Source organism: Parasphingorhabdus sp., from assembly GCF_036963705.1.
GTDB lineage: Bacteria > Pseudomonadota > Alphaproteobacteria > Sphingomonadales > Sphingomonadaceae > Parasphingorhabdus.
Genome location: NZ_JBALUT010000026.1, coordinates 14,424 through 36,244 on the forward strand (window position 1 = coordinate 14,424; position 21,821 = coordinate 36,244).

Consider the following 21,821-nt stretch of genomic DNA (forward strand, 5'->3'; position numbering starts at 1 on the left):
GGTTAGGGCTGGATTTCGCCGACCTCGAGAATGGGGGCGGAATCGAGCCGGTTCGCATCCATCATTACCGCGATACGCTGAACAGAAGAGATGAGCAGATTCTGCTCCCACGTTTCCAGTTTCGATAATGAAATCAGAAAATCCTCCTGCAACATCTCGGGAGCATTCCGGACACAATCTCTTCCTTTCTTGGTCAAGACTATATCCACTGAACGCCCGTCATCAGCACTTTTTTCGCGGGTAACCATTGCTGACTTTTCTAGCCGATCGACAATCGACGTCACCGTGGCATGCGACAGATGTACCGATTTGGCGATGACCGACGGCTTCGCCCGGCCCTCCTTTTCCAGCTCCTTCAACAGGAGCAGTTGCGGCGTTGTCTGACCGGTGTCTCTCTCCAGTTTTTTGGACTGCAAATCTATCGCCCGGTTAATCTGGCGCAAAGCTATCAAAAGTGCGTTTGAATTTGACATGACTGGCTTGATACAGACTTTCGGTGTCAATGGCTTGGGTAATTGCAGATTAATCCCAGCAAACCACTCAGCGCCTATATCCATCGTTGGTTTCGGATATTTGCGCAGATAGATGTTAGAAAGAATATGGTTCCATAACATTGTCTTCAAAATCCGGGATGAAACATCCATTCACATTGACCCGGACCCGCCGGTTGGCAGGTCAACAGGGACCTTGTGGGTTACCGCCGGCACAGAGAGCATCAACATAACCAGAAGCACCAGCAACACATCAATCAGCGGCGTTATGTTGAGTTCCGAAAATGGTTTGTCCGCTCCGGCGGCAGCTATATTCTGGCGAAAATGCATTTTCTTGCTACGCATTCAATCTCTCCCAATAATTGATATGATATAGCATACAACGCAATCGCGAGTGAATTACAAAAAGCCGCTTGCCTTCCTGACCGGATAGGCCAAACATATGGTCTATGTCAGAGGAACTGGAGGCAACGGGAACCGCTGTGAAAGCGGCTCTCGTCGGCACATCATCGGAAGAAACGGGCGGCGGCACACCGGGGGGCAAAGGCGGCGAGTGCCTCAATTGCGGTGTCGTTGTGACCAGCAGCTTTTGCCCCAATTGCGGTCAGCCACTGCATGTCCACCGCTCCATAGGCGCGTTCTGGCACGATATTCTGCACGGCGTTTTGCATTTTGAAGGCAAGTTCTGGCGCACGCTGCCTCTATTGGTCTGGAAGCCCGGAGACCTGACCCGGCGCTATGTTCATGGCGAGCGTGTGAAATTCATCTCGCCAATCGCGCTATTCCTTTTCTCGGTTTTCATGATGTTTGCGGTCTTTTCGTTTCTTGGTGATCCGTTTTCCGGTGATGATATCGTCGTTACGAATGACGAAGGCAGTGCAGAAGTTCTTACACAGGCCGGTCGGCTGGATGAGGAGATAAAGGCCAAAACCGCGCAACTGTCGCAAGCTAAGGCAGAAGATAGGGCTAAGCTCGAGCAGGAAATTCTTGACCTTAAAAAGGGTCGTAACATGATGTCTAACCTGACCGGTGAGGACACGCCATATCCAGATGTGAGTTTGAGCGACGGAGCCGCCGAGATAGGCAATATTACTGCAGATAATCTCGACCAGTTTGAAACAGGGATCGAGGATATCAAGGAAGGTAAAGCGCTCGCCGAGGGGAGCAGCGTCAGCACCGGATCGTCAGCGACCGACAAATGGCTGCGTAACGCATTTGAAGAGATCAAGGCCAATCCCGATCTTCTGATGTATAAGCTCAAAGCCAATGGCTATAAATTTGCATGGTTGCTGATTCCGATCTCGTTGCCTCTCGTGTGGTTGACCTTGATCGGTCGGCGCGGCTTTCATTTTTACGATCATGCGGTTTTTGCCACTTATTCGCTCAGCTTCATGTCGCTGCTATTCATCACTTGCGCGCTTTTGGCGGCGGTCGGAGTGCCCGAGACGATATGGTTATCGCTAATAATATTCTATCCATTATTTCACATGTATCGACAGCTGCGGCATGCTTATGGTCTCACCAGGATAGAAACCGTTTTCCGGTTGATTGCGCTATTGGTATTTACCGTCATCAGCCTGTCTTTGTTTTTCGCTATTTTGCTCGCTCTGGGTGTTTTGGGATAAAATCATGACCATGAATATTGATCGTCGCCAGTTGATGGCATTGGGAACATTCGGCCTTGGCGCGCTTAGTATGCCGGCTTCGGCGTCGCTCATCGGCGCTAAAGGCTTTACCCACGGGATAGCAAGTGGGGAGCCTTCTCAAGACTCGGTGCTGCTGTGGACCCGCTATGTCGGAAGCGGGAATGTCAAACTCACGGCGGAAATCTCCGACAGCCCGGATTTCGCAGGCGCCAGTATTGCGGGAGAGGTCGAGGCGCTGGTTGATCGCGACCATATCGCGAAAATCACGGTTCAGGGTCTCGATCCAAACCACTGGTATTTTTACCGCTTCATTGCCCCCGATGGCTCGAAATCCGCGGTGGGTCGAACCCGGACCTTGCCAGAGGGAGCTACCCCGAAATTTACAATCGGTGTGGTCGGCTGTTCCAATCTGCCCTTCGGCTATTTCAACGCTTATGCCCATGCCGCGCAAAATGCGGAACTCGACCTGATGGTCCATACCGGCGACTATCTCTATGAATATCCGGCCGGGACCTACCCATCCAAGGAAGAGGCGCTGGCCGGACGGACATTGAATCCGGTCTCTGAAATAGTCCAGCTGGCTGACTATCGTCTGCGCTACGCAGCCTATCGCAGCGACCCCGACCTCCAGCGCATCCATCAGGTCCTGCCGATGATCGCGATGTGGGATGATCATGAATTTGCCAATGATGCCTATAAGGATGGCGCGGAAAATCACGATAGCAGTGAGGGTGACTGGGAAACGCGCAAACGGGTTGCCGAGCGGGTCTACCGCGAATGGATGCCGGTCAGCGACATGGAATATGGCAATCCGCGCTGGAGCGAATATCAGATCGGCGATCTGGCGACAATTTTTATGACAGAGAGCCGGATCGGAGCCCGCAACGAACCGGTCGATCTGGTGGCGGCGTTGCGAGGACAGCAAGACATACAGAAAGCGCTCGAAACTTTCCGCGATGACGTCTGGCAAGACCCCGAGCGCGAAATGATCGGCCGCGAGCAGGAGGCCTGGCTGGCGTCTGCGATGCAAAGGTCAAAGGCATCAGGGACAAATTGGCAGGTCTGGTCACAGCAATGCGTAATGGGTGAGCTGAAGCTGCCGCAGGAAGCAATAAACTGGGTTGCCGACGATGCGCCGGCTTTTGCGAAACAGCGCCTTGCCGTGGGGGCGATGGCGGCGAAAATCGGCCTGCCAATTAACTTTGACAGCTGGGATGGCTATCCCCAGGCGCGCGAACGGGCGCTCTCGGTTGCCCAACAAGCGGATGCAGATCTGATCGTACTGTCCGGCGACAGCCACAACGCCTGGGCGTTTGATCTTGTCACGAGCAATGGCGCTGTCGGTGTCGAATTTGGCGGACATAGTGTGACCTCACCGGGGATCGAATCCTATTTGACTGGAGCCAATCCTGACGTCGCCGCGACGGCACTGACCGAAACCAACCCCCAGTTGCGATGGACTGACACCGCCCATCGCGGCTATATGACGGTCACGCTGACGCCCGAGAGAGCGACTTCGACATGGCATTTTCTGGATACGATCCGGGCCAAGTCGATTGCGATGATGGGTAGCAAAAGCCAGACCGTCTTGCGGGGCACCAACCGGCTTCAGGGCTGAGTGCCGCGCAAGTGAAGCGGAGCTGGCGCTGCACATTGCGAATTGTTTTCAGTGCCCTGCATCATCTGCGGTGAACAAATTGCTCGAACCGCTTTCAAACGCTCGACATTCGTATCAAAATTACGCAAAGCGGCGGTTCCCTATAACTAAAAGCTAGAAACGACCGATAATGTCCGAAGAATTTTACCGCATCAAACGCCTGCCGCCTTATGTCTTCGCTGAAGTCAACGCGATGAAGGCCGAGGCGCGAGCGCGGGGCGAGGATATTATCGATCTCGGCATGGGCAATCCCGATGGGATGCCGGCCAAGCATGTTATCGACAAGCTTTGCGAAACCGCCAATGATCCGACCGCGCATCGTTACTCGGCTTCGAAGGGCATCAAGGGGCTGCGGCTGGCGCAGGCGAAATATTACAAACGCCGCTTTGACGTCGACCTTGATCCTGAAAGCGAAGTCATTGTGACACTCGGCTCCAAGGAAGGGCTGGCGAATCTCGCGCAGGCGATTACCGCGCCGGGCGATGTCGTACTCGCGCCCAATCCGTCTTATCCGATCCATACGTTCGGTTTCATTATCGCAGGCGCAGCCATCCGCTCGATCCCCGCCGCGCCGGGACCGGATTTCTTCACCCGGCTGGAATATGCGATGAGCTATACCGTGCCGAAACCTTCAGTGCTGGTAATGGGCTATCCGAGCAATCCGACCGCTTATGTTGCCGATCTCGATTTTTACCAGAAAGTCGTCGATTTCGCGCGCGAGCACAAGCTCTGGGTGATCAGCGATCTGGCTTATGCCGAAATTTATTTCGGTGACACGCCGACGCCATCTATGCTCCAGATCAAAGGCGCGAAGGATTGCGTGGTCGAATTTACCAGCATGTCCAAAACATACTCCATGCCCGGCTGGCGTATGGGTTTTGCGGTAGGTAATCAAAAGCTGATCGGCGCCCTGACGCGGGTAAAATCCTATCTCGATTATGGTGCCTTCACCCCGATCCAGGTTGCTGCAACGGCGGCGCTTAACGGCCCGCAGGACATCATTGCCGAAAATCGTGCGCTTTATAAGAAGCGTCGGGATATCATGGTCGAAAGCTTCGGCCGTGCCGGCTGGGACATTCCGCCGCCTGAAGCGAGCATGTTCGCCTGGGCTCCGATTCCCGAGCAGTTCAAGCATCTCGGCTCGATGGAATTTTCCAAACGACTGATTGCGGAGGCTGGTGTAGCCGTGGCGCCCGGCACCGGCTTTGGTGACGAAGGCGAGGGCTTTATCCGGCTGGCACTGGTCGAAAATGAACAGCGCATCCGTCAGGCAGCGCGGAGCATCAAGAAGTTCCTGAGCAAGGGCTGACGGGTTTGCGTACGCTGAATGGCGTCCGATCAGACGCCATTCAGCGTGATGCCTAGCCTTTCCAGAGCACTCGATAGAGATCGAAGCGGCGGTCTTTCAAATTCTGCACAGCGCCGGATTGCCGGCTGGTGAGCAGGCTTGTCATCGATAGATCGGCAATCGCTATCGTTTCGGTGTTGGGTGCCGTGTCCGCCGCGACGCCGTCCCGAGCGAACGGGAAATCGGATGGCGTCAGGATCGCACTTTCGGCATAGTGAATGTCCATATTCTCGACGTTCGGTAGGTTACCGACCACGCCTGACATTACGACATAGCACTGGTTTTCCACCGCGCGGGCCTGACAGCAATAGCGCACCCGCAAATAGCCGCGCCGTTCATCGGTGCAGAAGGGAACGAACAATATCATCGCGCCCTGATCGACAAGATGCCGCGCCATCTCGGGGAATTCGCTATCATAGCAAATCATCACGCCGATCGGCCCGCAATCTGTCGGAATGGCTTCTGCGCCAAAGCCGCCCTTGATATTCCACCAGCGGACTTCGCTCGGTGTCGGGTGCAGCTTGTCCTGCGTATAAATCGCGCCGCTGCGCAGGAAGACGTACGATATGTTGCGGATGTCGCCATTTTCCATCCGCGTTGGATGGGAGCCACCGATGATGTTGATATGATAGGAAACGGCCAGCTTCTCCATCACTTCCTTGAACCGCTCGGTATATTCGGCGATTTTTTCAATCGCTTGCGCCGGGTCCAGCTTTTCGCCTTCCAGAGACAGCAATTGCAGCGTGAACAATTCCGGGAATGTTACGAAATCCGCACCATAATCTGCCGCAACGTCGACAAAATATTCAACCTGTTCTTCAAATTCGGTCTGCGAGGCAATCTTGCGCATCTGGAACTGAACCGTCGCGACGCGCACCGACTGCGGCAGGCGGTCATGCGGGGATTGAGTTACAAGCTTCGCTTCGACCGCCAGCGGGTTTTCCCAGAACATATGCACTGCGTTACCGCCGGACGGCTTGTCGGTCGGCATATAGTCTTTCAAAATGCCTAGCGGGACAAAGCCCTGGTTGAGCTGAAAATTGATCACCGGGTCGCGGAATTGCTTGTCCAGAACCGCCGCCAGATAATCCGCTGGATCAGGGAATTTGCGCTTGCGCCGCTCATAACCGGGCAATCTGCCGCCAAAAATAATGCCTTTCAGCCCGAGATGCTGGCAGAGCTCGCGGCGGACCTTGTAGAAGCGAAGCCCGATACGCAGGCGCCGATAATCGGGATCGACACTGACTTCCATGCCATATAATATTTCACCTGCCGGATCATGCCGTGCGGCAAAGCCGCCGCCAGTGATTTCCGCCCAGCTATGCGCAGCGCGGGCGGTCTTCTCGGAGATCTGGAACGTCGCGCAATGGCCGACAATCTTGCCTTCATATTCCGCGACCAGCTGGCCATCGGCGAAATTATTGATCTGGCCACGGACTTCCTCGGCCGTATAGCCTTCTCCCTTGCCGTAAACCTTGCGGGACAAGGTAGAGATTTTTCTGGCATCTTCCAGTTCCGCCATGCGGATGATGAGCTTTGGTTTTTCTGCGGTCATCCGCGCCCATTAGCGGGCTTTTAAACCTTGGGGAAGCTATGTTGTTAAAGCGATCGCCCAGCGCTCAATATTCTGTCGGTAGATAATCGCGCTAGTCTGAAAGGAAACGGACGCAGCGTCTTTTGCTGCTATGGTGATCGGACGGAACGCTTCTGTTTTTTGAGCGTAAGGATCGGCATGAACCATTCAAACCTGCTAGACAAAGACTATAAGATCAGGCGCCTGGAAGAGCTCCAGGACACTATTGGTGCGATGATTTTGCAGCCGCAATTCCCCTGTGTCGGCGCGAAATCAGCCTTGGCCCGTGACAATCTCAAGACCGTCGTTGCCCACCGGCTCGACAGCAGTTGGGACGATTTGACCATCCATCGTGAATTGCTCGCCTGGGCCCGTGAATATCGCAAGTGCGACGACGGGTTTCGCAGTTTGGCAGTTATATTCGAAGGCCCTGAAGATCTGTCGGAAGTTGAGTTCGAAAAAATGATGTGGGAAAGAATCCAGTCGATAGCAGACAAGGACGCGTGGCTTGGCCAGTCCTACGACAAGCGCGTTAGCGCTGATCCAAAAGACCCGCATTTCTCGCTCAGTTTTGGTGGCGAAGCCTTTTTCGTGATCGGCTTGCACCCCAACTCCTCCCGTCCGGCCCGCCGCTTTTCACAGCCGACGCTGATCTTCAATCTCCACGACCAGTTCGAGCGGTTGCGGGAACAAGGTCGCTATGAAAAGATGCGCGATACGATCCTTGATCGGGACAAGAAACTGGCCGGGGACATTAATCCGATGCTGGCAAAACATGGCGAGTCGAGCGAAGCCCGCCAATATAGCGGGCGGCAAGTCGATGATGATTGGCAATGTCCGTTCCAGGATCGGCGCACGACATGAACATGACCCGCATCCCACCGAGATCAGGCGCTGCATTTCGTTTGCTGAAGGGCCAGTTCCTTGAGGTGATCGACCCGGACGGCGGACAGGTCTCCGACCTACTTGCCTATAATGCCGATGATGTCAGGGAAGTTTTATCAAACGGCCGGACCTTTGATTATGAGGAAACCATTCGACTGAGCGAAGGCAACCAGCTTTGGTCGAACCGCTCGAACCCGATGCTCAGGATAGTGCACGATACGGTGGGATCGCATGACTTTCTTTTGACACCCTGCAGCGAAGATACGTTCAAACATTTCTATCCCGACAAGCCGGTGCATCGTGGATGTTTCGGCAATCTTGCAGAAGCGCTCGCGCCCTTCGGAGTAGAGCCGGACGCGATCCCGTGCGCGTTCAATGTTTTCATGAATGTTCCGGTCGACCAAGCCGGAAAGATCGAGGTCCTCCCACCCACCAGCCAGACTGGCGACGTCATCAGGCTGCAGGCGGAAATGGATCTTGTCATCGGTTTGACCGCCTGTTCGGCTTACGCATCCAATGGCGGAACTTTCAAGCCGATCGATTATCAGGTGTTGCCAAATACGCCAGAATAGCGAGCGCCTTTAAGCCTCACAATTTTCGCCTAGCACTTCCAATAATATTCGAGCCCAACAGCAGTTGGTGTAATATTTTGCTGTCCTACCGACATGCTTTCATGCCACGCTGTGCAGTGATGATGATGAACTCGATCGATGATATTGCAGTTGCTAGGAGTGGCCATTTTCGGCGCGATCGAATCTTTTTCTTAACACTGTAAAGTTCGTAAAATTCGGCTGGGATGATTTACACATATGATTGATCTTTATTTTGCTCCGACGCCCAACGGCTGGAAAATTTCCGTCATGCTCGAGGAGTGCGGGCTCGACTATAATATCCATTGGGTGAATATCGGTACGGGAGAGCAATTCGCGCCGGAGTTTCTGGCGATCAGTCCGAACAACCGGATTCCGGCGATTGTCGACCATGATCCGGCAGAAGGCGTCGAGCCGGTCAGTGTTTTCGAGACCGGGGCGATCCTGCTCTATCTCGCCGACAAGGCCGAGCAGTTCCTGCCGGACGATTTGCGCGGACAGATTGCGGCGACCGAATGGCTGATGTGGCAGATGGGCGGCCTGGGGCCGATGATGGGCCAGCATGGCCATTTCAAGCTTTATGCTCCGGAGCGGATCGAATATGCCACCGAGCGATATCGCAAAGAAGTGCTGCGGCTATTCGGAGTGATGGACCGGCGACTGGCGGACAATGATTATCTCGCCGGCGAAGATTACAGCATAGCCGACATGTCCTGCTTTCCCTGGGTGCAGACCTATAAAAGGCAGGAAATCGATCTCGATGAGTTTGCCCATTTGAAACGCTGGTACGAGGTGCTGAAACAGCGCGAAGGTCTGCGACGGGGGATGGCCGTGGGTCGCGAACGGATCAATCGCAATCCGCAGGACGATGCGCAGGTGCGCAAGACGTTGTTTGGCTTGAACGAATAGGCTGGAGCTATGGGCTCCGCACCTGATGCGGAGATGTAGCGACTAAGCGCAAGCCGCCAGAGTTCCGCATCGGAGCGGAACACAAGATTGATAAAGGGACTTGATACATGAAGACCGTAGAATTTTATTTCGACCTCTCCTCGCCATGGACCCATCTCGCGTTCCACAATATCCAGCCGATTATCGAAGACAACAGCGCCAAGATCATCTGGAAGCCATTTCTGGTCGGCGGCGTATTCAATGCGGTGAATCAGGACGTCTATGCAGCGCGGGAAAATCCCGACAATCGCAAATTCGTCCACAGTTTCCGGGTGCTCAAGGACTGGGCGAAGCTGGCCGGAGTGCCAATGAATTTCCCCAGCGAACATCATCCGGTAAAGTCGGTGCATGCGATGCGGCTCTGCTGCGCACTGGAAGACGATCAGGAAGCGCTGCACCAGTTCGCGACCGCTGCTTTCAACGCATATTATGGCGAGCAGCGCAATCTTGATGATCCGGCAGTGCTGATCGCCATCGCAAACGAGCTTGGCATGGACGGAGAGGTGCTGGCGGCGCGGACGCAGGAACAAGAGATCAAGGACCGGTTACGCGCCAATACCGAAGAGGCAATTGCTCGCGGGTCTTATGGTTCGCCGAGTATTTTCGTACCCTTTGGCGATGGTGAAAGAATGTATTTCGGCAATGACCAGTTGCCGCTGGTTAATTGGGCGATTAAACAGGCGTAACAGCTTTCCTTCGAATCCAGTAAACCGGAGCCTTGTCATGTCAGAACGCGTCACCATTTCCGTCAAAGATCATATCGCCGATGTCCGGTTCAACCGGCCGGACAAGATGAATGCGCTGGATGCCGCGCAAATTGATGCGATCGTCGAAGCAGGCGAGAAGCTGGCGGCTATGGAAGGCATAAGAGCCATCGTCCTGTCCGGTGAGGGCAAGGCCTTCTGTGCTGGCCTCGATATGGGCAGCTTTGCCGCATCCGCTGCCGCGGCAGTTGAAGAAAAAAAGGGTGGGGAGAGTTCGCCGCTCGCCAGCACGCTTTCCGAGCGCAGTTTCGGCAATGCCAATAAATATCAGCATATTGTATTGTTATGGCGGAATCTCAAAGCGCCGGTGATTGCTGCGGTCCACGGTCCGTGCATCGGTGGCGGCCTGCAATTGGCAAGCGCCGCCGACATCCGTGTGGTCGCGCCGGATGCCAAAATGTCGATCATGGAAATGCGCTGGGGCCTGATCCCTGATATGGGTAGCTTCACCACCTGGCGCAGTTTTGTACGCGATGATATCTTGCGCGAGCTTACCTATACCAACCGCATTTTTACCGGTGAAGAGGGCAAGGAACTTGGATTTGTTAGCCATTTGTCCGACGATCCGCGTGCCAAGGCCATGGAAATTGCGACCGAGATCGCCAGTAAGCACCCCCAGGCGGTGCAGATCTCCAAAGATCTGATCAACAAGCTGCCGGATATGAATGAAGACGAGATATTGATGATGGAATCTGCCGGTCAGGACAAGGTTAGCCGCACGCCAAATCAGGTCGAAGCGGTGATGGCATTCATGCAGAAACGCGCCGCCAAATTTACCGACTGAGCAGAAGGCTGCTGTGGAATGACGTTCGTCCTGAGCTTGTCGAAGGACGTTTCGAGATTGTACCGGACTTCTACAGGCGCGGTGCGAACGCTCCTTTGACGGAAAGCGGCTAAGCGGTGGTCCGCATCTTTTCGAGCGCGGCCACCACAGGTGCGCGTAGCGGCTTGCCCTCGCCATCGGTCCGGCATACGATCACCGAATCGCAGGTGGCAATGCACAGGCCATTTTGAAACATGGCCTGCGCAATTACATAGCTGGATGTACCGATCTTGCTGACGCCCGAACTGACCTCGACGTCATCGGGATATTGGCCTTCGTGAAGATAGTTGATTGTAACCGCCGCAACCATGCTGCGCTCGTTCTTTGGCCGGTCATTCCACGGCCGCAGTTCGCGGTTCAGTCTGACCCGGGCGTTCTCGAACAATGACGCAAAGGCGACATTGTTGAGATGCCGGTTCGGATCGATATCCTGAAACCTTGTCTGCATGACAACAGACACGGGATAGTTTTCAGCAACCAGCTGCCACGCTTCAGGACGGGACATATTGCCTCAGCTCATTTTCGCTACAAGGTCTTCTTGCAGCGTCTTGCAGGCATAAATATACATGCCGCCGGCAACAAAGAATATGCTGACGATATAGATGATCGCCCAACGTAGACCTTCTGCACTTGCTGTCAGGCAGGCTTCGGCCTTGGCCGCGCCGAGGGCTGCTATCAGGTCTTCCGGACTGCCTTTGCAGATCTGGCCGGTCAGCTCGGCAGCAAACTGGGAGCTGGCAAGATTGGCGCTCATCAGCATGTCACTGGCAATGCCCATAACGAGAGGGCCGCAACCATAGCCGATGAGATTGACGATGAACAGGAACAGGGCAACGGCGGTCGCCCGCGACTGCGGGCTCGCAACGCCTTGGCAGATCGTATATTGGGCGCCGAGATAGCCGTAGTGCAGAGCTGCAGCGAAAAGCAAGACCGTCAGGGCGAGCGGTACGCTGTCGGTGGTGAAGCCAACCCAGTAGAGTGGCACGCACATGATCAGCATGACGCCAGGCAGCCAGGCAACCACATTGGGATAGCGACCGCTCATTTTCTCGGTCAGATAACCGGTGAGAAACGCACCGACCGATGCGGCGAGCCCGAGCGGTACGGCGATCTGTAGCGTTACTTCCGAGATCGACAGTTCGTGAACGCGCTGGAAAAAGGCGACTTGAAAATTGGTGACGCCATAGCCGACAAAGGCGACCAGAGCGGCGGCGATCATGTTGATCCAGAAGCTGCGTTTGGCTGACAATTCCCTAACCGTATCTGCTATTCCCATTTTCTTCGGCTTGATTGCAGTAGGAGGGTCAGCATAGCCGCGGGGCGGCTCCTCGACGGTGAACAGGAAGATCAGACCGAAAATCACTCCGGGTATGCCCAGCGCTAGAAATGCCTCGCGCCATGAAAATGCTTGGGTGATAGGCCCGCCAAAGGCATTGGCGAGGACGCCGCCCAGCGTGATGCCCATGGTATAGATGGCGATTGCCCGGGCGCGGCTGCGCGGCGGAAAATAGTCCGAGATGATTGAATTGGCTGCTGGCGTGAGGCCGGCTTCCCCTATGCCGACGCCGATACGGAAGACGAGTAATGCGATAAAACTGCCGGCTATTCCGCACAACGCAGTCATAAGCGACCACAATATGACACTGACGGCGATGATCTTGACGCGGTTCATGTGTTCGGCGAGCCGGGCAATCGGGATGCCCATGACCGTATACATCAGGGCAAAACCGAAACCGGACAACAGGCCGAATTGCCAGTCCTGCAGCTTGAACTCTTCGATGATCGGTTGGGCGACTACGCCGATCAATATCCGATCAATGAAGTTCAATGTGTAGAGAAGCATCAGCGAAATTATTACATAGTTCCGATACCCGCCGGATCGATATGCCAGTCCGGTGTTGGTTACGGGTCCTGCTTGAGTTGCGTTCATGCTCTCTCCTTTTTCTTTGGTTGATGGCCTGAACGCGCGGACAAGTCCAGTGGACTTTGAACAGCTTAGGCTCGAGGTGCGAGTCGGTCGCGCGATCAGCGTACAAAATGGAAAAATTTCACGAAATGGCTGATTTCTGTTATTGTAACGGATTGTATCAAAGAGTCAGGCCATTGCAATAAAGGGGGAAACATGTCGCAACGACCACGTTTTTTGCAAATAATCGCAGATTTTTACTTCAAATTGGTCGCTAGATATCGGCTATTTCAACCTCCGTCGGAGCGATTCGGGTGGTTTCACTTCGCATGAGTATTGCGGCAGCAGACAGATTGAATGACGGGCAGCGCGATTGTTTGCGACTGGTGCTTGCGCATCACAATTCTAAAGAAATTGCACGGCAATTGGGAGTATCTCCGCACACCGTCGATCAACGATTGCGTACCGCTATGCGCATTTTGAACGTGCAATCTCGTTTTGAGGCCGCGCGGGAGTTTGCCGCGATTGATGTCGAGGGCGGATATCAACCGTTGATATATCAAATGTCGGATGTTGAGCCGCCAGAGGAAAGCGGGAGACTGGAAGCGTTAATCGGAGAGGGCGGACGCGACGAGATCGCATTGATCGAGGGTGTTTTAAAAAGTGAAGGCAATGGTGCCGAGGCGACTTTTGAAACATCTCAAATCAGGAGCCAACGTCTTCCTATCCCGCGGTATCGAGGCGAGAAAAATTATCTTGGCACCGTCGAGCGGATGGGTTGGATATTGGCGATAGTGATTGGTTCGGCTTTGTCTTTCGGTGGACTTATAGCGGGATTGGAGGCGCTTTCCCGGCTTAAAGGGTGATAAACACCTTTCCGGGCCTGCGTATTCTCTCCCCGATTTGGTAATCTGGAGCATGCCGAGATGTCAATTCTCGCGAAAGGAGACAATATGCTAAAGCAACGACGGAATGCAGCCGAGAATTTGGCGAGTAGGTTATTCGCGACTGAAAAAGCCGTGGACGAGGCAATTCGCAAAATGGCGGACTTGGCGGGATATATGCCTACCGCGAGGATGGATGCCAATTTGTCGGCCGTCGTTGGGCAGGATGCGATATCACGGGCGGCTGAAACATTGTCGGCATTGGTCGGTGCAAGAGGACATCTGGTTGCGACCCACAACCGATTGGCAGACACCCGCGATCAGATTGGATTGCGAGCCATGGCCATGGGAAGCGACGACATGAAGCCGCCTGTTCAGGCAAAAAAGCAGGATGGGGAACTAGTCAGGTTGATCGACCATGCTGCCTAGCTACCGGTGAGTATTTCTGTGGGGGCGATGCCGCAGTCGATAGAGCAAAGGTCATAGGGTTGTGATTTTTAATACGGGTTGGGCTTATCTCTATTATGTATTTCTCTTCGTCTGCTGTGGATATGCGATTTTCCACGGCAACCGGGCTGAATATCTCGGGGCAGCGATCATGGTCGTGGGATCGCTAGCCACCTTGGTGATCGGCAGAATGGTAGAAAATTCCTGGACAGGCGTGGAAGGCGGCATATTTGTTGTCGACATCGTTGCCCTGATTGCATTGATCCATCTGGCTCTAAAATCGGATCGTTTCTGGCCGATATGGGCAACCGCATTTCACCTGCTGGCGGTGTCTATTCATACGGCAATGTTGGTAGCGCCGCAGATAACGCCTTGGGCGTTTGCGACCGGGGCGGCATTCTGGGCTTATCCGATGCTGCTGGCACTGGCGATCGGATCCTATGAGCACGCGCCATTGCTAGAAAACCAAGAAACCGATCGCCGTTAGCGCGCCGCGCCGATTTGTTCTTTTAGTTCCTGACCATTGTCTTCAATTTCCGCAGTGGCACCGCTTCTGCGAATTCCCGGAGTGTTGCCATGGCAAGCGATGATATTTTGCTGTTTCTAGATTTCCTCCAAAAGGAATTGCTGCTTTTTGCCAGCCTGTGCTTTCTGATTGGTACGGTCGACGACCTGGTTTTTGACGGTTTGTGGATTTTCTACCGGTTGAAACGCAAATTGTTCGTCTATTCTCGTTATAAACGGGCAACCGTGGAAACCCTCGGTGATCCCGCGCCCGATGGGCGGATGGCGATATTCGTGCCGGCGTGGAACGAGGCCCCGGTTATCGGTGCCATGCTGGACAGGTGTTTGCGGCAATGGAAAACGAGCGCTTATCGGATATATGTCGGCTGCTATCCCAATGATCGAGCGACCATCGCAGCGGTCGCGGCTGCGGCATCCGGTTCGGGAAAACTCCGGCTTGTCATTTGTCGGCAGAACGGGCCGACCACCAAGGCGGATTGCCTCAACCATCTGTGGGATGCGCTTTGCCAGGATGAAATCGAAGAAAAGTCCAATTACACCGCGGTTGTCCTTCACGATGCAGAGGATCTTGTTCATCCCCAAGAGCTGAGACTTCTCGAACATTTAATTGGGCGGGCGGCCTTGGTTCAATTGCCGGTAATTCCGCGCCGTGCCACAAGATCGCGATGGGTGGCCGGTCACTATGGGGATGAATTTGCCGAATTGCACGGCAAGCAAATGGTGATGCGCGAGGCCCTTGGTGCTTCCATACCGTCGGCTGGCGTGGGCTGCGCATTCGCGCGGGACGCGTTGCTAAAACTGTCTGTCAAAACCAAAGGCAAACCCTTTGATGCGCGAAGCATGACCGAAGATTATGAATTGGGTCTCAAACTGACAGAGGGTGATTCTCGTGGAATATTTGCGCGACTGCGCGATCGGCACGGGCAATTGGTCGCGACACAGGAGTTCTTTCCGGAAAAATTGGGAGATGCCATCCGTCAGAAAAGCCGCTGGATAGCGGGCATTTCCTTATCTGGATGGGATCGGTTGGGGTGGAACAACGACTGGCGAGAAAACTGGATGCGATTGCGTGATCGTAAGGCCGCCATGGCTGCTATTGTCTTGGCCGTCGCTTATGTCTCTGTCATTTTGACAGCTATATTACTGCTTGCAGAAATGCTGGGTGTTTACAGATTGCAGCCGGTTTCCGAATTTTTGAAGACATTGCTTCTCATCAACGCTGGATCCCTGATGTGGCGGCAGTTGTTGAAAAGCTGCTTTGTCTTTGCATTATACGGCCTTCGCGAGGCGCTCCTGTCGATGCCCAGGACGATCGTTGCCAATCTGATCAATATCTTGGCGGCCTGGCGCGCCGTTGGTCATTATATCAACCAACTTGTCGGTCATCCGGTGAACTGGGAAAAAACTGCTCACTTTTATCCCGATGCCGATGATGTTCAGAAGCTTAGGCCAAATCTTTCTGTCGGCGAAAGGAGCTGATGCCTTGGGTCGCAAAGCTTCCGGCGCGCCGCTTCGGGCTTTCGGAACTTTGGCCGTCATATGGGTATTGGCGCGGGTCATATCGTGGAATATTACCGAAAAAATTGATATGGGCCTGATGGACCCTTTGCGTGGTCAAGCGGCAACTCGTGACATTCGGAAAATGCAGGGTTATGGAACGATAAGCCCCGCTACTATCGAAACCCGGATGCCTTTCGTGCGTAGCGACATCGTAGACAAAAAACATGCCTCGGTGATTATCTCCTATCCCGCGCTCAGATTGATTGATCCGAATCCTGTTCGCTTGCCCGCCTCAAAGCAAAGTCTCTCGTTGTTGACGCTGCGCCCCCAACCCATCGCATACAGGCTTACACCCGATACTTCTCCGGTGCCAGCAGGAGGGCTTGTTCGCAGAGCGGGTTCGAGCTTTTCGGCAATGCAAACTATACCCGACAAGCGAAGCGGGCAGGGATTGAAGGGTTATTTTTGGATTTTTACTAGGCACACATCCCAAGCCGACAGCTCGGGCGCGACAGGCACCGGAGCTACAATTTCAAACGGGCAATATGGTGGTAGCCAGATCGGCGCTATCTTGTCTTATCCGATTCTTACTAAACCCGATCCCGATATGCTGGTTTACGGGCGGCTCGGTGCCGCGTTGACGCCACTGGCCCAAGAGGAACTCGCCTTCGGTGTCAGGATCCAGCCTTTCGATGACCTCCCGATTTCTATCCATGCCGAGAAAAGGTTAAGGGCAGATTCGGGAAGTGATCGCGGTACCGCCTTTTACGCGACCGGCGGAACGGGACCGGATCGGATCGTCGAAAAGCTAGCACTCGAGACTTATGCTCAGGCGGGATATGTGCTGGGTGACGACGAAACCTATTTTTTTGACGGTTTTGCAACTTTGCAGCGGCCGATCTTGGAATCTGATCGCAAGAAACTGTCCGTCGGAACCGGAGCCTGGGTCGGTGGTCAACGCAATATTGCCCGACTGGACCTCGGTCCGCGAGCCGATTTCAGAATCCCGCTGGGGAAGAAATCTGCGCGTATTGCGGTCGACTGGCGGGTCCGGGTTGCTGGCGATGCCCGGCCGAGAAGTGGAATGGCGATAACACTTTCAACTAGCTTTTGAGCTGGCGGATTCTGCTTCCACTTGGACAAACGGATTGATTTCTCACCTTCCACATCGCAACGCCCTTTATCCCACAACAAAAAGAGATTAGTCCCATAGCAATATGGACATATACCTCCCAATCGCCAATCTTTCGGTCAATGCGTTTGTCATCGTCCTGCTTGGCGGACTGGTGGGGATCTTGTCAGGTATGTTTGGCGTCGGCGGCGGCTTTCTCACTACTCCATTGCTAATTTTCTATGGCATACCGCCGACGGTTGCTGCCGCATCTGCATCTACCCAGGTTACTGGTGCCAGTATTTCGGGCGTTGCGGCCCATATGCGCCGCAAAGGTGTCGATTTTCGGATGGGCGGAATATTGGTGGCCGGCGGTATGATTGGCACGTTGATCGGGACCGGACTGTTCCAGATTCTGCAACGATGGGGTCAGATTGATACTGTCATCAATGTTCTATATGTCTTGATGCTGTCCAGTATCGGCGGCCTGATGTTCAAGGAATCCTTGCAAAGCGTCAGGGCGCTGCGCGCCGGCAAGCCGCTGCCCGCGCGGAAGAGGCGTCACCACCCACTGGTTGCCAACCTGCCTTTCCGATGGCGCTTTTACCGGTCCGGCCTCTATATTTCGCCTATCGCTCCTTTTGTGCTCGGTCTTTTGACTGGTATCCTGACTATGTTGCTCGGCGTTGGCGGTGGCTTTATCATGGTGCCAGCCATGCTCTATCTGCTCGGTATGGGTGCGCAGGTGGTGGTCGGAACCTCATTGTTCCAGATTTTGTTCGTCACGATAGCGTCAACGATGATGCACAGCATGACGACGCGGGCTGTCGATATCGTTTTGGCATCGCTGCTGCTATTGGGCAGTGTAACCGGCGCGCAACTGGGCGCAAAATTTGCTCAACGGATGCGACCAGAATATCTCCGGCTGGCACTCGCGTCCATGGTGTTGCTCGTTGCAATACGGATGGCGCTGGGATTAGGGTTCCAACCTGATGAGATTTACACGGTGCAGCTCCTGTGAAGCAGATGCAATTTCTTTTGCTTCGGGTGGTATCGTTATTCGGGATCGCCATGTTGATCACGGCAAACGCACCGGTTCTGGTACCCGAGGTGTCGCAGGATCGCATCAGTATCAGGGGCGATTTCAATGGTGCGCAATTGTTGCTTTTCGGAGCCATCACCTATCCGGCAGGGACCCGCAATACTGATCAGGCTGATATTGTGGTTGTCCTAAAAGGGCCGGTTGAATCAATCGTTGTGCGCGAAAAACAGCAGATAGCAGGTATCTGGATCAACGCCGCCAGCAGCGAATTTCGGTCAGCTCCCGGCTATTATGCGGTCGCTTCCTCCAAGCCGATCGAGCAGATTGTCGATGACAAGACGGCAGATATATACGAACTGGGACTGGATCATTTGCAGCTTTCTCCAGCCGGTGCGATTGATAGCCGGGAACTGGACCGATTCGTTGTCGGGTTGGTCGACCTCAATTCCCGCGGAAAGCTATTCAAAAACCTGCCGAATAGCGTCAAAATTACCAATAGCGTGCTGTATCAGGCGCGAATCAATCTACCAGCCAGCGTCCCGGTGGGCGATTATACCGCCGAAACATTCCTCATCCTCGACGGCCGGGTAGCGGCGGCAGAAGTCAAAGAAGTGACCATTGAAAAGATTGGAATGGGGCGTTTCATCACCAATCTCTCCCAGGAATATGGCTTTCTCTATGGCCTTATAGCTGTGTTCATTTCGGTTTTTCTGGGATGGTCTGCCGGATATCTGTTCCGCAAGATGTGATGCCTGCCGACGCTTGGATTCGAGGATTTGCATTTCTGCTGGTCCGGTAAATCTTCTTTAACCATGATCCTCTAGTCCAGTTTTTCAGACCAGTAAAAACAGGAAAAACGGCTATGTCCGACATGGGTTCCCATCATTTCCCCGCCGCAAGGCCTCTCCCGGTTTCAGAAAATGAAACCCAAGGCCATGCAGACCCCGCCGTCGCTCCGAAGCGGAGCGAAGGCCATCAAATTGGCGAAGTTATCGAAATTGCGGGCTCGGGTTCGAAAGTTGTCATGGATAGCGCCATTCTGACGAAATTGCTCGATCATCCCGATCCTACCGTTAAAATGGCGGGTCAAGTGGGTAGCCAGGTCAAGATCCGTGTCGGCCAGACATGGTTGCTCGCCAATATCCGTACCCAGCGTCTCTATCAAGGACAAGCGGGGCTGGTGGTTGCCGAGATAGATTTTCTTGGTGAAGGTGATGAAGAAAAACTGACTGGACATATATATAATTTCCGTCGCGGTGTGACCCGTTATCCGACACCAGCCTCGGCCGTTTATGCTGTGACCACCGCAGATTTGAAACAGGTCTATGCTTCGGATGGCCGCGCCAACGTCGAAATCGGGACGGTCTATCCCACCGATGATATTCGTGGCGCGCTTTATGTCGACGCCATGCTCGGCAAGCATTTCGCGCTACTGGGATCCACCGGTACAGGTAAATCGACTTCGGCCGCTCTCATTCTCCATAAAATCTGTGATCTGGCGCCCGAAGGTCATATCATAATGATCGATCCGCACGGCGAATATTCAGCCGCCTTCAAGGAAAATGGTAAATTGTTTGATGTGAACAACCTCAACCTTCCTTATTGGCTGATGAATTTTCGCGAGCATTGCGAAGTGTTTGTCCAGTCCAGAGGCGATGCCAAACAGATGGACTGCGATATTCTCGCCAAATGTCTACTGGCCGCAAAAGCAAAAAATCAGGCATCCGCGAACGTCGCGAAGCTGACGGTGGATTCGCCGGTACCTTACTTGCTGTCTGACCTTACCGGGATACTGCAGAACGAAATGGGTAAGCTCGACAAGTCGACCAACAGCGCGCCCTATCAGCGACTAAAAACCAAGATCGACGAGATCAAGGCCGATCCGCGCTACAGCTTCATGTTTTCCGGCATGCTTGTCGGTGACACGATGGCCGCATTTCTTTCTAAGATTTTCAGACTGCCGTCCGAGGGCAAGCCGATTTCGATTATCGATGTCTCGGCAATGCCATCGGAAATCACGCCCACAGTGGTTTCCGTGCTCAGTCGTCTGGTGTTCGATTATGCGATCTGGTCACGCAACGAACCGTCCAGGCCAATGCTTCTGGTCTGTGAGGAAGCCCACCGTTATATTCCCAATGATGATGTCGCGGAGGAAAGCAGTGTGCGCGATATTCTCAGCCGGATTGCAAAAGAAGGCCGAAAATATGGTGTTTCGCTGGGCCTGATCACACAGCGGCCATCTGATCTGGCCGAAGGTGTGCTCTCGCAATGCGGTACAATCCTGTCGATGCGTCTCAACAATGACCGAGATCAAGCCTTCGTGAAAGCTGCCATGCCCGAGGGTGCACGAGGGTTTCTCGACTCCATCCCGGCGCTGCGCAATCGCGAAGTGATTTGCTGCGGTGAAGGTGTTGCGATCCCGATCCGTGTCTCGCTGGATACGCTGGCCGAAGAACGTCGTCCGGCTTCGGAAGATCCGGTGTTCTCCGAATTGTGGTGCGAACATGGCGGCGAAGAAGAAATTATCCAGCGGGTCATCAAACGCTGGAGAGCACAGGGGCGTTAAGTTCGCTCTACTGCGCCGTTCATGCGATAGCTGGCATCAATCGGAATTCAGGTTCCGATTGATGCCAAAATGCCAATAGACTTATCCCAAGCGATCGATAGCCGCCTGCAGCCGTTCTGCTTCCGCCTCTTTCTCCGCCAGATCGGCTCGGGCCTTGTCGACCGCCTCCGGTTTGGCTTTCTCGACAAAATTGGGGTTTGAAAGACGACCGGACAGTGATTTGGCTTCTTTCTGAGAAGCCTCCAGCGCTTTTGTCAGTCGTGATTTTTCTGCTTCGAAATCGACAGCACCTGCCAGCGGCAGCACATAGGTTGCACCGTCCACGACGATTTGGGCAGTCGCGCCTTCGGGTGCGGCGTCAAAGGAAAAGCTTTCCAGCCTGCCTACGCGATCCAGCGCGGAGCTTTGCCGTTTGATACGCTCTGCCAGAGCATCATCGCCATCGCGAACATGGGCTGACATTTTCGTTCCGGGCGGAATGTTCAGTTCGACTTTTGCTGTGCGGGTGGCCGAGATAAGGCGAATGAGCCAGTCGACTTCTGCCTTCGCATCCTTGTCGGTTTCCGCTTTCGGTTCGGGCCATTTGGCTACGATCAGATCATATTCTCTGTCGCCCATGCTATGCCAGAGCTCTTCGGTAATGAACGGCATGAACGGGTGGAGCATGACGATGATCTGGTCGAGAACCCAGCCGGCGACGATACGGGTTTCGTCTGCCGAATTAGCATCCTCACCCTGCAAAACCGGTTTGATCAGTTCGAGATACCAGTCGCAGAACCGGTCCCAAGTGAAGTGGTAGATGGTGTTCGCCGCCGCATCGAAGCGCAGGTCGGCCAGCGCCTTGTCGAGCGCGCGCTGCGTTTCGACCACTTCGCTGATGATCCAGCGATTGACGGGCAGAGTGGCTTCCGGCGCGGCGAGCGTCTTGCTCGCGCCAATGCCGTTCACTTCACAGAAGCGCGACGCATTCCATAGCTTGGTCGCGAAATTACGATAACCTTCGACTCTTTTGTCATCCATTTTGATGTCGCGGCCCTGGCTTTCCATTGCCGCCATGAAAAAGCGCAATGCATCGGCACCATATTGGTCGATCAGGCCGAGCGGATCTACGACAT

Annotated in this window: 22 protein-coding genes; 16 read left to right on the forward strand and 6 right to left on the reverse strand. The window is 54.2% G+C overall.

Annotated features, from left to right (window positions below):
• Positions 1 to 2 precede the first annotated feature (2 nt).
• Complete coding sequence (locus V7680_RS08030) at positions 3 to 473, reverse strand: MarR family winged helix-turn-helix transcriptional regulator (RefSeq protein WP_335652768.1); 471 nt, start codon at positions 471 to 473, stop codon at positions 3 to 5.
• 171 nt (positions 474 to 644) lie between these two features.
• Positions 645 to 836 carry a biopolymer transporter ExbD gene (locus V7680_RS08035; RefSeq protein ID WP_335652769.1) on the reverse strand — a complete coding sequence of 64 codons (192 nt, stop codon included), beginning with the start codon at positions 834 to 836 and terminating at the stop codon, positions 645 to 647.
• 104 nt (positions 837 to 940) lie between these two features.
• On the opposite strand from V7680_RS08035, the gene V7680_RS08040 reads away from it, so the two are divergent.
• The 3 genes from V7680_RS08040 (at position 941) to V7680_RS08050 (ending at position 5,103) form a co-directional block, all read left to right on the forward strand.
• The gene (locus tag V7680_RS08040; protein WP_335652770.1) at positions 941 to 2,116 is read left to right on the forward strand and encodes a DUF3667 domain-containing protein; all 1,176 of its coding nucleotides are present in this window, start codon (positions 941 to 943) and stop codon (positions 2,114 to 2,116) included.
• A gap of 4 nt (positions 2,117 to 2,120) precedes the next feature.
• Positions 2,121 to 3,755 carry an alkaline phosphatase D family protein gene (locus V7680_RS08045; RefSeq protein WP_335652771.1) on the forward strand — a complete coding sequence of 545 codons (1,635 nt, stop codon included), beginning with the start codon at positions 2,121 to 2,123 and terminating at the stop codon, positions 3,753 to 3,755.
• Between the two features lie 169 nt (positions 3,756 to 3,924).
• Positions 3,925 to 5,103, forward strand: coding sequence for an LL-diaminopimelate aminotransferase (locus V7680_RS08050; protein ID WP_335652772.1), 1,179 nt, complete (start codon positions 3,925 to 3,927; stop codon positions 5,101 to 5,103).
• A gap of 52 nt (positions 5,104 to 5,155) precedes the next feature.
• Here the strand turns inward: V7680_RS08050 and V7680_RS08055 are convergent, their stop codons facing one another.
• Complete coding sequence (locus V7680_RS08055; protein ID WP_335652773.1) at positions 5,156 to 6,697, reverse strand: bifunctional GNAT family N-acetyltransferase/carbon-nitrogen hydrolase family protein; 1,542 nt, start codon at positions 6,695 to 6,697, stop codon at positions 5,156 to 5,158.
• 177 nt (positions 6,698 to 6,874) lie between these two features.
• Between V7680_RS08055 and gntA the strand changes: the two genes are divergently transcribed.
• From gntA to V7680_RS08080, 5 genes are all read left to right on the forward strand, one after another.
• Entirely contained in the window at positions 6,875 to 7,579 is a 705-nt protein-coding gene (gene gntA / locus V7680_RS08060) for a guanitoxin biosynthesis heme-dependent pre-guanitoxin N-hydroxylase GntA (protein ID WP_335652774.1), read from the forward strand.
• Positions 7,576 to 8,172 (forward strand): urea carboxylase-associated family protein, encoded by a 597-nt coding sequence (locus V7680_RS08065; protein WP_335652775.1) that lies wholly within the window; start codon positions 7,576 to 7,578, stop codon positions 8,170 to 8,172. The genes gntA and V7680_RS08065 overlap by 4 nt, the downstream gene beginning before the upstream one ends.
• A gap of 237 nt (positions 8,173 to 8,409) precedes the next feature.
• A complete protein-coding gene (locus V7680_RS08070; protein WP_335652776.1) occupies positions 8,410 to 9,099 on the forward strand; it encodes a glutathione binding-like protein in 690 nt (229 codons plus the stop codon).
• A gap of 107 nt (positions 9,100 to 9,206) precedes the next feature.
• On the forward strand, positions 9,207 to 9,824 hold the full coding sequence (locus V7680_RS08075; protein ID WP_335652777.1) for a 2-hydroxychromene-2-carboxylate isomerase: 618 nt from the start codon (positions 9,207 to 9,209) through the stop codon (positions 9,822 to 9,824).
• 37 nt (positions 9,825 to 9,861) lie between these two features.
• A complete protein-coding gene (locus V7680_RS08080; RefSeq protein WP_335652778.1) occupies positions 9,862 to 10,686 on the forward strand; it encodes a crotonase/enoyl-CoA hydratase family protein in 825 nt (274 codons plus the stop codon).
• A gap of 109 nt (positions 10,687 to 10,795) precedes the next feature.
• On the opposite strand, the gene V7680_RS08085 is transcribed toward V7680_RS08080, so the two are convergent.
• Positions 10,796 to 11,230 (reverse strand): acyl-CoA thioesterase, encoded by a 435-nt coding sequence (locus V7680_RS08085; protein ID WP_335652779.1) that lies wholly within the window; start codon positions 11,228 to 11,230, stop codon positions 10,796 to 10,798.
• Between the two features lie 6 nt (positions 11,231 to 11,236).
• Positions 11,237 to 12,655 (reverse strand): spinster family MFS transporter, encoded by a 1,419-nt coding sequence (locus V7680_RS08090; RefSeq protein ID WP_335652780.1) that lies wholly within the window; start codon positions 12,653 to 12,655, stop codon positions 11,237 to 11,239.
• 305 nt (positions 12,656 to 12,960) lie between these two features.
• On the opposite strand from V7680_RS08090, the gene V7680_RS08095 reads away from it, so the two are divergent.
• From V7680_RS08095 to V7680_RS08130, 8 genes are all read left to right on the forward strand, one after another.
• Complete coding sequence (locus tag V7680_RS08095) at positions 12,961 to 13,497, forward strand: helix-turn-helix domain-containing protein (protein ID WP_335652781.1); 537 nt, start codon at positions 12,961 to 12,963, stop codon at positions 13,495 to 13,497.
• Positions 13,498 to 13,584: 87 nt separating this feature from the next.
• On the forward strand, positions 13,585 to 13,944 hold the full coding sequence (locus tag V7680_RS08100) for a hypothetical protein (RefSeq protein ID WP_335652782.1): 360 nt from the start codon (positions 13,585 to 13,587) through the stop codon (positions 13,942 to 13,944).
• Between the two features lie 61 nt (positions 13,945 to 14,005).
• A complete protein-coding gene (locus tag V7680_RS08105; RefSeq protein ID WP_335652783.1) occupies positions 14,006 to 14,449 on the forward strand; it encodes a hypothetical protein in 444 nt (147 codons plus the stop codon).
• Between the two features lie 89 nt (positions 14,450 to 14,538).
• A complete protein-coding gene (locus tag V7680_RS08110) occupies positions 14,539 to 15,966 on the forward strand; it encodes a glycosyl transferase family protein (protein WP_335652784.1) in 1,428 nt (475 codons plus the stop codon).
• Positions 15,967 to 16,558: 592 nt separating this feature from the next.
• Positions 16,559 to 17,101 carry a hypothetical protein gene (locus tag V7680_RS08115; RefSeq protein WP_335652785.1) on the forward strand — a complete coding sequence of 181 codons (543 nt, stop codon included), beginning with the start codon at positions 16,559 to 16,561 and terminating at the stop codon, positions 17,099 to 17,101.
• A 103-nt stretch (positions 17,102 to 17,204) separates the two neighbouring features.
• Entirely contained in the window at positions 17,205 to 18,119 is a 915-nt protein-coding gene (locus V7680_RS08120; RefSeq protein WP_335652786.1) for a sulfite exporter TauE/SafE family protein, read from the forward strand.
• 5 nt (positions 18,120 to 18,124) lie between these two features.
• Positions 18,125 to 18,889 (forward strand): TIGR02186 family protein, encoded by a 765-nt coding sequence (locus tag V7680_RS08125; protein WP_335652787.1) that lies wholly within the window; start codon positions 18,125 to 18,127, stop codon positions 18,887 to 18,889.
• A 113-nt stretch (positions 18,890 to 19,002) separates the two neighbouring features.
• Positions 19,003 to 20,706: an ATP-binding protein gene (locus V7680_RS08130; RefSeq protein WP_335652788.1), complete on the forward strand. Its 1,704-nt coding sequence runs from the start codon at positions 19,003 to 19,005 to the stop codon at positions 20,704 to 20,706.
• Positions 20,707 to 20,787: 81 nt separating this feature from the next.
• Here the strand turns inward: V7680_RS08130 and V7680_RS08135 are convergent.
• A partial coding sequence (locus V7680_RS08135; protein ID WP_335652789.1) for a class I tRNA ligase family protein occupies positions 20,788 to 21,821 on the reverse strand: 1,034 nt, incomplete at its 5' end.